The 15,621-nt window shown below is 67.5% G+C and carries 12 protein-coding genes; 4 read left to right on the top strand and 8 right to left on the bottom strand.

Translation table 11 applies throughout. From position 1 onward, the window contains the following. Positions 1–32 precede the first annotated feature (32 nt). Together CC117_RS11375 and CC117_RS11370 are read right to left on the bottom strand one after the other, a co-directional pair. Complete coding sequence (locus tag CC117_RS11375; protein ID WP_071083702.1) at positions 33–488, bottom strand: hypothetical protein; 456 nt, start codon at positions 486–488, stop codon at positions 33–35. Further along, on the bottom strand, positions 485–769 hold the full coding sequence (locus tag CC117_RS11370) for a hypothetical protein (protein WP_071083701.1): 285 nt from the start codon (positions 767–769) through the stop codon (positions 485–487). Before CC117_RS11370 ends, CC117_RS11375 begins: the two co-directional genes overlap by 4 nt. A gap of 199 nt (positions 770–968) precedes the next feature. Here CC117_RS11370 and CC117_RS11365 point away from each other — a divergent pair, with 199 nt between their 5' ends. The 3 genes from CC117_RS11365 to CC117_RS34570 all read left to right on the top strand — a co-directional run bounded on the left by CC117_RS11365 (position 969) and on the right by CC117_RS34570 (position 5,428). After that, positions 969–2,300, top strand: a complete 1,332-nt coding sequence (locus CC117_RS11365) for a helix-turn-helix domain-containing protein (protein ID WP_071083700.1) — start codon at positions 969–971, stop codon at positions 2,298–2,300. Positions 2,301–2,333: 33 nt separating this feature from the next. Then, positions 2,334–3,032: a 2'-5' RNA ligase family protein gene (locus tag CC117_RS11360; RefSeq protein WP_241830023.1), complete on the top strand. Its 699-nt coding sequence runs from the start codon at positions 2,334–2,336 to the stop codon at positions 3,030–3,032. A 233-nt stretch (positions 3,033–3,265) separates the two neighbouring features. Continuing rightward, positions 3,266–5,428: a restriction endonuclease gene (locus CC117_RS34570; protein ID WP_157905398.1), complete on the top strand. Its 2,163-nt coding sequence runs from the start codon at positions 3,266–3,268 to the stop codon at positions 5,426–5,428. 415 nt (positions 5,429–5,843) lie between these two features. On the opposite strand, the gene CC117_RS11355 is transcribed toward CC117_RS34570, so the two are convergent. Both CC117_RS11355 and CC117_RS11350 read right to left on the bottom strand, forming a co-directional pair. Then, positions 5,844–6,344: a tyrosine-type recombinase/integrase gene (locus CC117_RS11355; protein ID WP_241830022.1), complete on the bottom strand. Its 501-nt coding sequence runs from the start codon at positions 6,342–6,344 to the stop codon at positions 5,844–5,846. 187 nt (positions 6,345–6,531) lie between these two features. After that, positions 6,532–7,440 (bottom strand): NADP-dependent oxidoreductase, encoded by a 909-nt coding sequence (locus CC117_RS11350; protein WP_071083698.1) that lies wholly within the window; start codon positions 7,438–7,440, stop codon positions 6,532–6,534. Between the two features lie 109 nt (positions 7,441–7,549). On the opposite strand from CC117_RS11350, the gene CC117_RS11345 reads away from it, so the two are divergent. Further along, on the top strand, positions 7,550–8,809 hold the full coding sequence (locus CC117_RS11345) for an MFS transporter (RefSeq protein ID WP_071083697.1): 1,260 nt from the start codon (positions 7,550–7,552) through the stop codon (positions 8,807–8,809). 75 nt (positions 8,810–8,884) lie between these two features. Here CC117_RS11345 and CC117_RS11340 read toward each other — a convergent pair whose 3' ends face one another. The 4 genes from CC117_RS11340 to CC117_RS11325 form a co-directional block, all read right to left on the bottom strand. Further along, on the bottom strand, positions 8,885–9,556 hold the full coding sequence (locus tag CC117_RS11340) for a TetR/AcrR family transcriptional regulator (RefSeq protein WP_071083696.1): 672 nt from the start codon (positions 9,554–9,556) through the stop codon (positions 8,885–8,887). 1,063 nt (positions 9,557–10,619) lie between these two features. Then, complete coding sequence (locus CC117_RS11335) at positions 10,620–11,492, bottom strand: hypothetical protein (RefSeq protein ID WP_071083969.1); 873 nt, start codon at positions 11,490–11,492, stop codon at positions 10,620–10,622. 748 nt (positions 11,493–12,240) lie between these two features. Beyond that, the gene (locus CC117_RS11330) at positions 12,241–12,987 is read right to left on the bottom strand and encodes a hypothetical protein (protein ID WP_131803058.1); all 747 of its coding nucleotides are present in this window, start codon (positions 12,985–12,987) and stop codon (positions 12,241–12,243) included. Positions 12,988–13,166: 179 nt separating this feature from the next. Then, entirely contained in the window at positions 13,167–15,536 is a 2,370-nt protein-coding gene (locus tag CC117_RS11325; protein ID WP_071083695.1) for an MMPL family transporter, read from the bottom strand. Positions 15,537–15,621 lie beyond the last annotated feature (85 nt).

The raw sequence follows: 15,621 nt of genomic DNA, 5'->3' as shown, positions 1-15,621 counted from the left end.
CATCAGATCCGGCCCGTCACAGGCCCGAGGGTTCAGGCTCGGTTGACCCCCCGAGAATCGGCCGAGCCTGGCCCTGCTTCGTCCGGGGTGCCGCCGGTGGGACGGCTCAGGAAGACCCGGATCGCCTCGAACGCATCCGCGTGCCCCGCCCGGTACGCCTGCTGCTCCTCACGGGTGATCCACCGCGACCGGTCCGGGAACCCCGTCGGGATGTCGAGCGCCGAACCGGTCAACCGCAGCAGATCCCGCCGCGACACCTGCCCGGCGGGCACCTGGTAGACGAGGATGACGTCCCCGTCGCCGTGCACCGAGTGGAACTCCAGACCCGCCGGCATCTCCGCCAACGCCCGGTGCAGATCCGCCAGATCCGACCCCGGCTGGATCACCACCGCCCACGTGCCCGCACCCCACGGCAGCATCACCACCGCCGGACGCGACCGATCCCGGACCACGTCCACCCCGTGCGGCCGGGCCTGGTCCGCGCTCACCGGTGGCGCCGGGCCCGCCGCGTCACCAGATGATCCAACTGGTTGCCGAGCACCATCCAGTCACCCAGCTCCGCCGGCTTCTCCTCCACGAAGAACCGCAGCGCAGACACCTGGTACCGCGTCCAGCACCGATCCCGCGCGAACGCCTCCGCATCCTCCGCCGACCGGAACGTGATCACCGTGTCCCGCACCCGGCCGGAACCGTCCTCCTCGAAGCGGACCACCCCGAACAACACCGGTTCCGCCACCACCGCTGTTGGCCCTGCAGCCACATCCGTCATGCCATCTCTCCCTTCCTGCCTGCTCACCGACGACCACCCCCGACCCGGTGTGAGCCCACGGAGTTGGGACAGCCGGGACGTACGCTGACGCGCCCAGGCAGTTCGGAATAGATATGTGAATGGATACTCAGCGTGGATAGACTGGCGGACGGTACACGGTCCACCACGCCACACATCCCTTTCGTGGATGGGAGCTGCCATGACCCGACGCCGCCCGCTACCCACCGCACCGACCGGCTTGTGGGACCGCCCCGAGATGGCCCAGGCCCTCACCGCACGCGACATGGCATCCGTGCTGACGATCTACCGGAAGTGGACCGGCGCGTCCCAGTCGCAGATAGCGGCCATGACCGGCATCCCGCAGCCGTCGATCAGCCTGATTGTCCGCGGGAAGCGCCAGGTCAGCAGCATCGAGAACTACGAGAAGTTCGCCGACGGACTCGGCATCCCCCGCGACCGTCTCGGACTCGCCACCCCGGAGACCACCGCGCCCGAAGCCGCCGCCAGCGCGACGAGTCCGGACCGGCRCACCGTGCTCGCCGCCGGAGCAATGCTCGCGCTCGACGCCGAGCTGGACGAGGTCACCCGCCGGATGCAGCAGTTCGCCGCGTCCAACGTCGATGACGACGCCCTGCACCAGCTGGACACCAGCATCGAAGTCGTCGGCCGCCGCTACGAGAACAGCGACGCCGCCACCGTCTACCCCGTCGCGTTGAAACAGCGCCGGTGGGTCGCCGACCTCATGACCGGACACCAGCACCCCGACCAGCGCCGCGAGCTGTACGCCATCGGCGGGAAACTCTCCGGCCTACTCGGCTATCTCGCGTTCGACCTCGGCAACGAACTGGTCGCCCGCGCCTACTGCAACGAGGCCATGAGCCTTGCCAAGACCGCCGGACACCACGACCTTGCCGCATGGGTCCGCGGAACGCAGAGCTTCATCGCCTACTACGGCGGCCGGTACCGCGAGGCCCTGGACCTCGCCCGCGACGGACAGCGCTACGCCCGCGGCGGCCCCGCCAGCATCCGACTCGCCATCAGCGGCGAAGCCCGCACCCTCGGCAAACTCGGCGACATCGCCGGAGTCGACGACGCCGTCAGCCGCGCCCTGACCGCCCACGCCCGCATCGAGGACACCGACCCCGTCGGCTACTTCCTCTCGTTCGACCCGTTCACCGCGTCCCGCATCGCCGGCAACGCCGCCTCCGCCTACCTCGCCGCCGGTGCCCACGAGCGCGCCCGCGAGTTCACCGACCAGGCCATCCCGATCTTCGCCGCCGCCGACTCCACCGCCAGCCACGCACTCACCCTGGTCGACGCGAGCATGACCTATCTCGCCGGCCCCAGCCCTCAGCCTGACCGCGCCGGGGCTCTCGTTGCCGAAGCACTCGACGTCGGTGCCGATCTACGCTCGGAAGTGGTCGCCCGCCGGGCCCGGGACTTCCTGCTCACCGCCGCGCAGTGGCGAACCGTCCCCGAGATCGCCCAGGTCAACGACGCCGTCAAAGCGTGGAGACTGCCCACCGCGTGACCGCGAACCGCCACCGGCCAGCCTGAACGGTGGGTGATCCGTCTACCCTCAGTGGTCGTGCCGCCCACCCATGAAGCCCAGGTAGACGCCGAGGACTGGGAAGCCTTCCGCCACACCGAGCGGATGGCCGACCACTGGTGGTGGCGCCCCGGATGGCGACCAGACCGGCACTACCTCACCTGGTATCTCGTCTTCCACCACCAGGCCCTCACCGACCACGTGGCCGGTTTCCAACGCGCACTGGCCGACCTGGAGTACCTCGACCCGGTGCCGGTCGACGGACTGCACATGACCGTGCAGGGAGTCGCGTTCGCCGACGAGCTACCGGCCGAGACCGTCGCCGCGATCGGGAAAGCGGCCGACGAGCGGTGCGCCGACATCGAACCGTTCACCCTCACGGTGGGCCCCATCGCCGCCTACCCCGGAGGCACCTTCCTCCGCGCAGCCCCATGGCAGCCGATTGCCGAGCTACGCGAGCGACTACGAGCCGCCATCGGTGACGTCCTGGGCCCCGAGGCCGTGCCCGACGAGCCCGCCCGATTCAAACCCCACATCAGCGTCACCTACTGCAATGYCACCCCACCCGCCGACGAGGTCATCCGCAGACTCTCCGAACTCCGCCAACAGCCATCGATCAGCCTGCCCGTCGCCAGCGTCGACCTGCTCGAACTACGCCGCGACGGCCACGCCTACCGATGGGACATCCACCACCACACCGACCTCACCGGCTGACCAGCGCCGACAGGGTCACGCGAGCGACAACCGCACAGTTGCCGAAATCTTCGTTTTGAGATCAAGTCACCGCCGACGCAAGACCGCGCCGCGCGACGGCTGCGCGTGGCGCTGGCGCGCCATGCTCGCCGGCGCGTCGCGGCTATCCGAGCCGTCTCGGCATGCCATCCCAGCTCTGTCGGACCCTCTTGGTAGCCTTTCGTCATCTTTCCAAGATCATGCTCGGGGGCACCATGGCAGATCAGTCAGACGGAGTCACAGCTCTGACCTTCGATGAGGCCGCAAGCCAGCCTGAAGGATCGAAGGCGACCGCTCCTCCGCTCATCACTGTCAAGAAGTGGCGTGACCGGTCCAACGCTTTTGCCTATATTCCAGGAAAGAGCAATCTTCAAATCGAAGCGCTTCGAAGTATAGTAGGACAGCTTCCGAAACGGCCGACAGAATATTTCGACCTTATATCGGGCGACGGTTCAGCTAAACGATACCCGTGCGATGATATCTGTGCGCGACAGTTGAACGCTAGCTCGCTCGTCTATCGAGACGAAAAGGGATGCTGGCGYCCGTCCGACCCGACTGCCTACTGGTATAGAACAGCCGACGACCTCTATCTCGCAAGATACATTCACGCAAACGTTAAGCTATTTGGCGAACTCTTGCCACATATTCAGGCGGAGGTCCAGCCGGCCGACCTTCGAGACGTGGCACGCAGTTTTGGACTTCATTGGACAAGTCCAGACCAGATCCAACGCCGCCTGAATTGGATGCAGAGCCTAGGCCTCGTCGAAAGATGGGGTTTCAACCGACTTGTTCTCACAGATCGCGGGCGCGAGCTTTTGGGTCAGATAGAGCTATGTCGACCGGAGGTTGCCCTAGGCCAGTCATCCCCGACGTCCGACGAACCTGTCGATCTACCACCCGCCGATGAAATGACAGCCGACGCACTCGACGGGCTAGAAAATAAAGAACTACGAGCCCGCAAGACGCTAATTGGTTACATTCCTCGCGGCAGAAAGGTACGCGGACGCCCAGCGGCCGATGACGGCCTGACAAGTGTCCTCGAAGCCGTACGGACTTTTGTCGATCTGGTTGGCGAAGGCGCCTCGACCAACGAAATATTCACCCGGGCGCAGGAGCAGCTTGYCCAGAAGAAGAGTTCCTTTACTCAGAGCATGCATACATTTCGTCATATGAAGATGGTTGACCTCATCTCCTATAATAGGTTCGCAGCGACGCCGGTAGCACTGAACCTGCTCGAACCCGGGAGCGAGGTTAATCTTGTTAGATACATCCACTCCCGCTACCGCTACGTGGGGGAGATACTTCCTCTGCTTGAGTCGAGTACCTCGGTCACAGAAATCGTACGCGTTGCGATCGAGACCTATGGACTGACGCAAATCGAGAATGCCGAGGTCCGGACCCGTCTCGGTTTTATGGCGGATGCCGGTCTGGTCGAACGAATCGACTGGACCAGGTATAGGATAACTGCACTTGGCAGGATGCTAGCAGCTGAGCTTCCTCTAGAGGAAGCTCCCGAGGGCTCCGACCCTAGCGACTCGCGCGCGTCCGTGGATCCACCTTCTGAGGAGGACCGCGCATCTGCTTTTTCAATCGTGCGGTCCGAGCTTCGTCAATTCTCTAGATCGCGCGATCACAGCCTTGAGTTCGAACAGACCATCGCACGAGCCTTCGAACTGCTAGGTTTCCGGGCCGAGCATCACGGCGGCAGCGGAAAGACAGATGTACTTGTTACAGCCGAACTTCCGCCGATGCACAAGTATCGTTCGATCATCGACGCAAAGGCCTCCGCCACCGGCGTCATCGGCGATAATGCCGTAAAGTTCGACGCAATCAAGGATCACAAGAAGCGCCACAAGGCAGACTTTGGAATGGTTGTTGGCCCCGATTTTGAAGGTCGAGTTAAGGAGTGGGCAGCCAACAATGGAATTGCACTGCTCACGGTTGAAGAGTTGATAGGAATCCTTGAAAGGCACCAACTCACTCCCCTGACCCTGCTCGACATGAAGGGTCTATTTGAACATCCCGGGATTAGCCTGGCCGAAATAGATGAACTTTACGACGCCGCCCATAATTCCGTCGCACTCATAGCGAAGATTGTTGCACTTCTCTACCAGGAGGCCAACGACGAAGATCCTATCGGCGAAGGCTACATGAGCCTTGAAAATTTGCATTACGCCATTCGGAAGGAACTTTCCCCGCGCCCCTCRCAAAAGATTGTGAACGAGGCTCTGACATTCCTTGCGAGCAGTCTCGTGAAGGCGGTGGCCTCGAACGGCGAAAGATACAAGCTTGTGGACTCCCCTTCAAATATACGACGTCGGCTTTGCGGCCTCGGCGTCGGCCTCGATAAAATTGACGTCGAGGGTTCTGGCGCCTGACGRTGCGCTGCGGTTGTCGTACTTGTCGACACTCCGTGATCGACGGCCAGCAGCGGGCCGATCGGGCACCGGCGGTGGTACAGCCAAGCCCGCGGACGCTCAGTGCTGACGCACCTGCGGTACGGGCCAGCTTGCCACCGGATGATGACAGCCAAGTTGACAGCCGAGCCGACGGACGAGCACGGACGTTGGCGGATGCCCGTGGACGGAGCGCGCCAAGCCGGCGGACGCAGCAGACCTCCACGGACGCCAGCGGAAGATCCAGATCTAACTACGGATCAGAAGGTTGGGGGTTCGAGTCCCTCCGAGCGCACGCTGGTTGAGGCAGACCAGAGCCCCGCAGCCGATAAAACGGCGCGGGGCTTTGGGCTTTCCGGGGCTCAAGTACTGCAGTTCGTACTGCAGTTGGAAACGATCATGATTTCATGGCTTGATCGCCTTCGCCATTTTCGTCACTGTCCGTAGCTGACGGGCGGTGCAGCCGGGTGAGGATGTCGTCCATGCTCCGGGCGGTCGAGCGCCGGACTTCGTCCAGGATGTCCACGTAGATGTCCGCCGTGGTGGCCAGCCGTGTGTGCCGCAGCAGGGCCCGGATCTCGTTCAGGTCGACGCCGGCCGAGAACAGCAGCGACGCCGCGGTGTGGCGCAGGTCGTGAACGCGGGTGCGCGGGATCTCCGCCCGCTCACACACCTTGTCCCACCACCGATTGACGTTGCGCGGATCGATCCGGTTTCCGGTCGCCGTGGTGAACACCAGCCCGGGATCCGCCCACTCATCCGCTTCCTCTCTGGCCTTTTCCTGACGCCGCCGATGCTCGCGAAGCACCGTCACGACCATCGTGAGCAGCGCGAGCCGAGCCTTCGAGCCCGCGGTCTTCAGTTGCTCGTCCTCGACGAGTTCCCACCGCGTGGCCACCTTGCGCACCCCCCGCTATGGCCTCAACAACGATCCCGAGGTCACGACCTGCGCCCGCGACGTGCTCGCGGCCACCGGCCCACCCAACCGTCACTGTGATCACCGGTGATGGTGTCCTCGGCGGACCAGACGGTGCGTTCTACGACCGGCTCGCAGTCACCGTGACCATCCAGGACATGCCCTGAACTCAGATCTCAATCACGATCTTGCCGCGTCCATGACCGGATTCCAGGTCACGGTGGGCGGAGGCCGCGTCCTCAAGTCGGTAGCGTGACCGGATCGCGACGGAAAGGTCTCCGCGCTCGACATACTCGACCATCTCGCGCAGCCCCTTGGTGCTGCGCGTGCCGGCCCAGTCGCTGACACCGAGGGCGGCGATCTCGTCGTTGAAGATCAACGTTACCACTCTACCGACATCACAGGCGAGTTCGACGGCTGTACTCAGCCCCTCCACCTCGAAGCCGAGCGCGGCGTCGATTCCGGCGGGCGCGATGTTTCTCACGCGGTCGGTGAGCCCTGGTCCGTAGGCGACGGGGATCGCGCCGAGCGACCGGACATACTCGTGATTCGCTGGCGAGGCGGTGCCGATCACCGTCGCCGCGCCACGGATGCGCGCGAGCTGTGCGGCTATGGCGCCGAGGCCACCAGCCGCAGCGTTGATGAGCACGGTCTCACCCCCGGTGACCCGCATTCGGTTCAGCACGTTGCGCGCGCCTTGCGCATGGCCCGGGAATCCGCCCGCGACATCCCATGGCACTGCCGGCGGCTTTCGGACCACGTGGCCCGCGGGCACGACGATGTGCTCGGCATACGCGCCCAGGGTGCTGAACCCGAGCACCTCGTCGCCGACACGCGGCCCTGTGACGTCCGCACCGACCTCGTCGATGACGCCGGCGAACTCGTTGCCGGGCACGATCGGCGGGTCTCCGACGAACTCGCGCGGGAACTCGCCTGCCCGCACGCCGAGGTCGAAGTGCTGCACGCCGGCAACTCTGACGCGCACCCGCACCTCTCCCGGCCCAGCGTGCGGGGCCGGGAGAGGTGCCACGCCCAGCACGCCCGGTGGTCCGAAACGGTGAACAACCGCTGCTCGCATGGCTCGTGCTCTCCTTCGCCGGGCTTCTCACATGTGTGCGGAGCGACTTATTCCGCACATGCTACCGTTGTGCGGAACGTTTCGCTCCTCACAAGAGGCGGGTGGAGGCATGGCTACGTCCCCATGGCCGCGGGCGCTGGTCCCCTTCCGGTCAGATCAGTACCGGCTTCTGGCGGGATCGTTCGTGCTCAGCCTCGTCGGCAGCGGGATCTGGACCGTGACGGTGGCGTGGCGGCTTCTCGACCTCGGCCACGGGCCCGCCGGGCTCGCGATGGTCGCGTCAACCACCACTGCCGCGCTCGTGGTCACCGCGCTCGCTGGCGGCGTGCTGGCTGATCGGCTGTCCCGGCGGAACCTGATCGCCAGGATCGGAGCGGTCAAAGCTGCCTCGGTGGCGACGGTCGTCGCGGCGGACGTCACGGGAGAGCCTGGCCTGCCGCAGCTCATCGTGGTGGCCGCGGTGCTGGGCGGCGCCGATGGGATCTTCTTTCCGGCGTACTCGGCCTCAGTCCCCTCGGTTATCCCGGAGGCCGAGCTGCTGGCGGTGAACTCGATCGAGTCGCTGCTGCGTCCCGTCATGCTGCAGGCCGCCGGACCGCTGGTCGCCAGTGCACTGATCGGCCTTGCCTCACCAGTTGTCGCCTGGGCCGGCACCGCGGTAGCGTTCGCGGGCTCAGCCGCGTGCGCGGCCGGTATGCGGCGTGATCCAGCACGGGTGAACCCACCCGGCGGAGGGTTGGCGCTGCGACAGAGTGTGACTGACCTGAGGTCGGCGGTCGTCTACGTAGCGACGACACGGTGGCTCGTGGCAACCCTGGTCTTCGCGGTCGCCGTGGTCCTCGCCTACGCCGGACCGATCCAGGTGCTGCTTCCGGCGGTCGTGCGCGACCATGCGCACGGCGGACCGGAAGACCTCGCCCTTGTCACGGCCGGCTACGGCGCCGGAGCGATCGGCGGCTCGCTCGTGATGGCCTCGACGCTCATGCCTCGGCGCTATCTCACCGCGATGCTACTCATGTGGGGCGTCGCGTGCGTCCCTCTGGCCGTGATGGGTCTCTCCGATCACGTGTGGCTGATGGCACTCGCGTTGTCGATCTGCGGGGCACTCGTCGCCTGCGCGGGGGCGCTGTGGGGAACGCTGCTCCAGCGGCGCGTCCCGCACGAGATGCTCGGCCGGGTCTCAAGCCTGGACTTCTTCGTGTCCCTCAGCGCGGCACCGGTCTCAGCAGCCCTCGTCGTACCCGCCGCCGAGGCCTGGGGCATTCCCGCCGTGTATCTCGTCGCCGGTATCGCTCCGCTTACCGTGGCGGTTCTCGCCCTCACGCTCGGCGGACTGCGCCGCGACGAGCTGGCCCACCCCCTACGATAGGGGCCCAGCGCCGCTGGACGCTCGGGTTCGGGACCGGGCCGGACGCCCCCAGGAGAGCGCGCGGGACGCGTGCTCCTACCCGCTTCCCTCCTCGGGCCACCGAACGGTGAGCATGCGCTCGCTGGGCGGCGAACTCGGAAGGCCGGCGCGCGAACCCGCGGCGAGGCCATCCAGCGCGATCGCGATCAGGCGCCGCCGCGCACTGTAGGCCTCGGCGGCGAGAGCCTCGTCGCCGAAGTCGCGAATCTGCTCGACGAGCGGTGATCGCCCAAGTTGCTCGATGAGCAGCAGGATGTCAGTGGCCGTCGCATCATCGCGCAGCCCGCCGGAACGATGGGCGCTCACGACGAGCGCCTCGAACGCCGCGTCCGCGCGGACCGCGACGTCTCCCAGTCCACGCGGCGCCAAGCCTAGTCGCCCGAGCGGCGCGAGCGTACCCTGACCGTACTCGACGCTCTCGACCACAAGCGCGCGGAGGCCGCCCCACGGATCGGGGTTCGCGACCGCCCTTTCCACCGCGGCGGCCCACTGCTCATTCGCCAGCACCAACAGTCGCTCGAACAGCGCGGTCTTGCTCGTGTAGCGCCGGTACAGGGTGCCCACCCCGACGCCCGCGSCCTCGGCGATCGCCGCCACCGACGCGCGCCCCCCCTCACGGGCGAACACGAGGCGCGCGGCGGCCAGCAACGCGGCATCGTTGCGCGCGACCTCGGCCTGCCGCGCCCGCCGCTGCCTGGAGATATCCACGCTCCCAATCTAAATGTGCGGAGTCAAACACTCCGGGAGGTATGGCAAGCACGTGTTCCGCACCGAATCGAACGCACGTTCCCATTCCGGGCAGCTCCGGGCGGGACCGGTGGTCGCGTCACTCGCCAGTCCAGGCGAGCCCCGTACGAAGATGATCACTGCTGCGAGAATGGTCGCCGCTGCCGGATCAAACCGCCAGAGCCAGTAGCCCGGTTCCGGGAGCCGCAAGCAGGCCAGCCACCACCACCTCGCAGAGGCCGGGACCGCGAACCGGCAAAGCGCCGCCGCAGATCCGCTGTGTTCATGCCCTCATGATCGGGTTGGGGTTGACGGGGGCACCTCTGGTAGGCGGGCTCTGCCCCGCAGCGTCGCAAGGTGGTGCCTGTTCGGAGTGGCCGGATTGTCTGCTCTTGGTGCGGAGCGGCCGCCTCATCCGCCGGGAGGGCCGGCGGCCGGGAGCCGCGAGGCTCGGAAGTCCAGGTTGGCCGGAAAATCCGCCGACGCCGCTGACAGCAGCCGTCGACGGCGCGGCCGTCCCCGAGCTCACGGCCGACCAGCCTCCAGTACTGCATCCCGAAGCAGGCGGCCGAGGCGCCGGACGTCTGGACCACCTACCTGTTGACGCCGTCATTCGTCATCTTGCGCTGTCCGCGTCATGCCGTCTGCCGGAACCGGCCGGATTCAGGACCGGGTCAACGCATGGGCATAACCATGATCTAGCCGGTGGTGGACGACCCCTACCTGGCCCCGGCTGACGCAGCGGCTCGAACCAGGTGCGGCAATCAAGATCTTCGCGATCTGCTCTACTCATCCACCAGACACGTCAAGTACGAATGCCGACGCAATGCGTAGCGACAACGGCCACGGTGGTTGGGGATGCTTGACGTGCCGTGCCGAGCGCATGCTGGTTGAGGCAGCCCAGAGCCCCGCAGCCGATAAAACGGCGCGGGGCTCTGGGCTTTCCGGGGCTCCAGTACTGGAGTGTGGAGTGCCAGCCAGCATCCGGTCGACCCGCCGTGGTGACCCTGGCTGCGAGGATCATCGCCGCGTGTCCGGGCCTCGTTCACCGCGGCAACGTCGCGCGTCGTAGTAGGCGCACCGGCATCGATGCACTGCCGGCTGCCCAGACGTGTCGATCCACGTCGGACCATGCGTAGGTCGGGCTGCCGTCATCTACCAGACTGCGTAGCCCAGGAAGACCGAGTTCCAGTGCGGACCACTCGTACAACTGCTGGAGCCGCGGCTGGATCACGCCGTAGTCGAGCATCCGCCCGAGACGATGCTCCCCTGCGAGGTAGACCCGCAGATCCTCGTCCGGTGGATAGCGGTCGGGAAGAACGCGGCCGAGCGACAGAAATATTCCCGCCATGCCGAGCCGCGGATCCCCGAGAGGCCGGCCCAGGACTGCGAACCGGCCCAGCGACAGCCGCGGCTCCGCGACCAGCGCGTGCGCATACAGAACACGGAGCAGTACAACGTTGAGAAAGAACCGTTCGGTCATCGGCTCCAGCTCGGCCAGATCACGCTTGTCCAGGTAGGCGGAGACGATGCTCGCGTTGTGAGCGCGATACCAACTCCAGGAAGTAGGGGCACTGATGAACGTCGACCAAAGGTCGATCRCCGGCGACGACTTCTCACCCCGCAGGCCACCCGAACGCGCCATCGCCTCACAGCCGTCGAGGAGAAGCCGGTCATTGACCTCCCGCCACCACCGGCTCCCCGGAGGGTCTGCGTCCGGAGGGTTCAGCACCCCGCGCCCGACCWGCCAGCGCATGAACGACATCGCCGCTCTCCGGAAAGGCAGGTGCCGCGGCGCCCGCCCGACCGGTCCGTGATACGTATGCGACAGAAGCGCCATCCGCCTGCGGGGGTCGTTGCGCACCGCGGCGACCTGAGCCGCCGCCCACTCCGCAGCATCTCCCTCCATTGGCTGCATCTCGGAAACCTCGATCCCGTCCGCGGCAATGAGGGTGGTGGAACATCCCCATACTGGGGCCAGTATGCCCCGCCTGCCCATCGAAACCGACGGCTCCCGCGACGGCGATGAGGGGTTCCGCGAAGTCCACCATGACGGCCACTTTGACGGCCAGGCCGCTGGACGCGGGTAGACGTCGGCGGACACCGTGGACGGAACGCCTGTGGGCAGCCGTCGGGGTCGGCGGTGCGTTCCGGTCAGCGGTGCGTTCCGGTCAGCCGCGTTCGGTCTCCGGCACACCGCGCGGCGGTGGGGCAGCGCGTGGGCCGTACCCATGGCCCTGGCGCCCATGGACGGACCCCTCGGGGCCCTGACGGGGGCGGTTTGCGCCGCGGTCGCCATCGTGGGGGCGGAGGGTGCCACGGTCGTTGTCGCGGGGACACGGCGGACGGCTCCGTGCCGGCGGCCACGCCGTCGCAGCAGGTGGAGCAGCGCGGGCAGCACCGTGGCACGGAGTACGAAGGCGTCCAGGGTGACACCGGTCGCCAGCCCGACCCCGATCACCTTCATGAGGCGTGACGGCTGGGCGGCGACCGCGGCGAAGATGAACAGCATCACCAGGTTCATGGTGAGCACGACGTGGCCGATCTCGGCGTGGCCGGTGGCGATCGGGCCCTTGCCGGACCGGGCTCGAGGGCCGCCCGCCGGACGCGGCTGGGAGTCGGGTTCATCGCACCGTCAGGAACGAGGTAGCCGGGCGTCAGCAAGCTCAGAGGGGCAGTAGATCGGCGGCGAGAGAGTTTCGCAGCCGCCACTCGGCGGCGCTGCCCGTCTGCCGCGGGAAGCCTCCGTTGCGGAACACGGAGTTGAGGTAGCTGACGAACGGCGTTGTTCCATCACCGACGAACAGGCCATCGGCGCAGCCATCCGGGAGGAACATCCCGTACGGGTCGCCACCGCTCACATTCGCCTTGTGAAACCGGTCGGGAGCCAGCGGCAGCATGAACGGGCCGGCGTCCGGGTCGGTCGCGGCCCAGTCCTGCCAGGCTGCGAACTCCTCGTTGATGGAGCCGCTTGGCGACGGGCCGGGGTAGCGCGAGCCTTCGACCTCGATGACGAGCGGGTCGGCCGCGGCCGTGGTCGGCCACTCCGGGTGGGTGCCGACGAGCCAGACGTCGCCGACGATCCGCAGCCAGGACAACAGTGTCATCGGCACCGCACCGAACCATTCCTCCAGCCAGTCGGCCAACGCCGGAGCTTCCGCGGTCGGCGGTACATGGGGGACGACTGTCTCCTGGTCATCGTCGTTGGTGTGAAAGCGGTAGCCCGCATCGGACAGCCGCTCGATGATGACCTCGACGTTCCTCCGCGCCCTCCCGGCCATCTCGTCGCACACCGACTGGGCCTCCTCCTCGAGACCGCCGTCACGGCTACCCGCGCCGAGCTGGCGTAGTTCATGCCATACCTCGGCCCGACGTCCTTCGCGATAACGCTCAAGCCAGTTCAGTGACGACACACCCTTCACCCTCAGATCCAACTCCGACTACGGATTCGTGAGTGTGACGCTGCGGCGCTCCCGGGTCGGGCAGGAGGTCCCGCCCAAGCCGGGAGTTCGATCACGCCCAGCCACGCCCAGCCACGTCTAGCCATGCTTGGTAACGCTCGGTCGACCGCCGGGTCGGCCGTGCGCTCCAGTCAGCCGCGCTCGGTCTCCGGCACACCGCGCGGCGGTGGGGCAGCGTGGGCCGTACCCATGGCCCTGGGGCGCGAGGACGGCCCCCTGGCCGCCCTGACGGGGGCGGTGTGCGCCGCGGTCGCCGTCGTGGGGGCCGAAGGCGTCACGGTCACCGTCGTAGGGGCGGAGGGTGCCACGGTCGTTGTCGCGGGGACACGGCGGACGGCTCCGTGCCGGCGGCCACGCCGTCGCAGCAGGTGGAGCAGCGCGGGCAGCACCGTGGCACGGAGTACGAAGGCGTCCAGGGTGACACCGGTCGCCAGCCCGACCCCGATCACCTTCATGAGGCGTGACGGCTGGGCGGCGACCGCGGCGAAGATGAACAGCATCACCAGGTTCATGGTGAGCACGACGTGGCCGATCTCGGCGTGGCCGGTGGCGATCGGGCCCTTGTCGACCCGCCGCGCGCGCCGGGTGGTCAGGGCTGGCCGGTCACGGTGTTCGCTGAGCCCGACCAGCAGGTTCAGGTTGAGCCCGGGAGACAGGCTGATCACCGCGATCAGGATGAGTGCCAGGAACGACGGTTCGACCGGCCCGCTCGTCAGCCCGATGGAGCGGGCGAACGCATCGGTCTGGAACAGCAACGCGATCTGTCCTRCCGCCGCGAGCGCGGACAGGACGGCGGTGGCCGCGAGGGCCGCGGCAGGCAGCGCCGAGCCCAGCAGCAGGAAGCCGAACAGGGCGAACACCACCAGCACCACGGCGAACAACTTCGTCGTCGCGCCCTGGAAGTCGGCGGCGATGTCGGTTGATATCGCGGTGGCGCCACCGATGTGGATCCGCGCCGTCGTGTCGCCGACGAGGGTGGGAGTGACCTGGTCGCGCAGCCTGTGCAGCAGGTCGACGGCTTCGGGAGTACGGGGGGCGGCTTCCGGCAGGATGCGGATCATGGYGAGGCCGCGCTCCGGGTTCTCGGCGCCCAGGGCCGCGTTCTCGACACCCGGTGTCTTCGCGAGGACGGCGACTGCTTCGGCGGCGGTGACCTGGGAGCCACGACGGTCCAGGAGGGCGAGCATCGGCCCGTTGAGCCCTGGGAAGAACTCCGCGCTGAGCAGATCGTAGGCCCGGCGGGTGCTCATCGACGTCGGATCGACGCCGTCGTCGGCACCGCCGAGATCGATCGGAACCGCCATGGCCGCGAAGGTGACGAGGACCAGTGAGCCGATGACCGCGGCGTGGGCCGGCCGGCGTTCCATCCAGCGCGCCCACCAGGCGCGTACCCCCGGGCGCTGACGCAGCCCGGCTCCGGTCGTCTCCACATGGTGTCGTTCGACCCAGCCGAGCAGGTGCGGCCCGCCGAGGGACAGCAGCGCCGGCAGCAGTGTGATCATGATGAGGGCGGTCACGACGCCGGCAGCGGCGGCGCCGACGGCGATGGCGTCGAAGGAGCTCAGATCCAGCTGCACGACCGCCGCCATGGCCACCGCGACGGCGAGACTGCCGACCGCGACGGCCGTGCCGGACCGCCCGATGGCCTCGCTGGCCGCGTCGACCGGACGGGCGCCGGCGCGCAGGCTCTCCTGCGCGCGGTGGACGACGACGACCGCGCCGCCGAGGCTGGTCCCGGCCGCGATGAGGCCTGCGAGCAGCAGCGCCAGGGGCGTCGTCGTCAGCATGTGGGAAAGCACCACGGTGACCCCGACCGCGCTGATCGTGCCGGCGCCCACGGCGGCCGCGCACAGCGCGACGGCGAACCGGGAGCGCAGCGTGATGCCGAGGAACAGTACGGCGCCGAGGCCCGCGATGAGCAGCGGCCCCGGCGAGACCGTCGTGGCGTTCAGCGCGGTCGCCCCGGGGCCGGCTACCTCCACCTGCAGGTCGGGCCCGTCGTAGGCACGGGCGATGTCGATGATCCGCCGGGCCGCGTCGCGGTCCGGTTCTAGCGCCGAGCTTTTCAGGACGACGGAGGTGATCCCGGTCCGGCGGTCGGCGCTGATCGGCTGGGTGCCGAGGACGAGTGGGCCGACCGGGCTGAACGGATCGGCCACGATCACGAGGCCGGGCAGCTTCGTCAGCTCGGCTGTCATCGCGGTGACCTGGTCATGGGCCGGCGGGTCATCGAGCGTTCCCCGGCGGCTGTGCAGCACCACCGAGGCGGTGTCGTTCAGCTTCCCGCCGGGAACCACCTCGCCGGCCAGATCCAGCGCCCGTGCGGAGTCCGAGCCCGGGACCGCTACGTCGGCGCTGGTCCGTGGGCCCTCCGCACGCGCGTAGAGGGCGATGCCGATGACTCCGACAAGCCACAGCGCGAGAACTGCCCAGCGGTAACGCCCGCACACCGTCGCGAGAGCTCTGGCTCCACCGGCTGCCGGATGGGACTTTTCGGTCATTCTAGACAAAATATTGGGTGCGTTCCGTATGTCAATGGATCGCCACTGCGACAGTTACCTGCGACGTATCGCGCGGGCCGCGCCG

Source organism: Parafrankia colletiae, from assembly GCF_001854655.1.
GTDB lineage: Bacteria > Actinomycetota > Actinomycetes > Frankiales > Frankiaceae > Parafrankia > Parafrankia colletiae.
The sequence above is the reverse complement of the archived record's forward strand: the minus strand, read 5'-3'. Positions and strand labels throughout refer to the sequence as shown.

Bases quoted from the DNA above. Each gene is read 5' to 3' on its own strand.
- CC117_RS11370 (WP_071083701.1), bottom strand. From the start codon at position 769: ATGACGGATGTGGCTGCAGGGCCAACAGCGGTGGTGGCGGAACCGGTG.
- CC117_RS11350 (WP_071083698.1), bottom strand. From the start codon at position 7,440: ATGCGAGCAGCGGTTGTTCACCGTTTCGGACCACCGGGCGTGCTGGGC.
- CC117_RS11345 (WP_071083697.1), top strand. From the start codon at position 7,550: ATGGCTACGTCCCCATGGCCGCGGGCGCTGGTCCCCTTCCGGTCAGAT.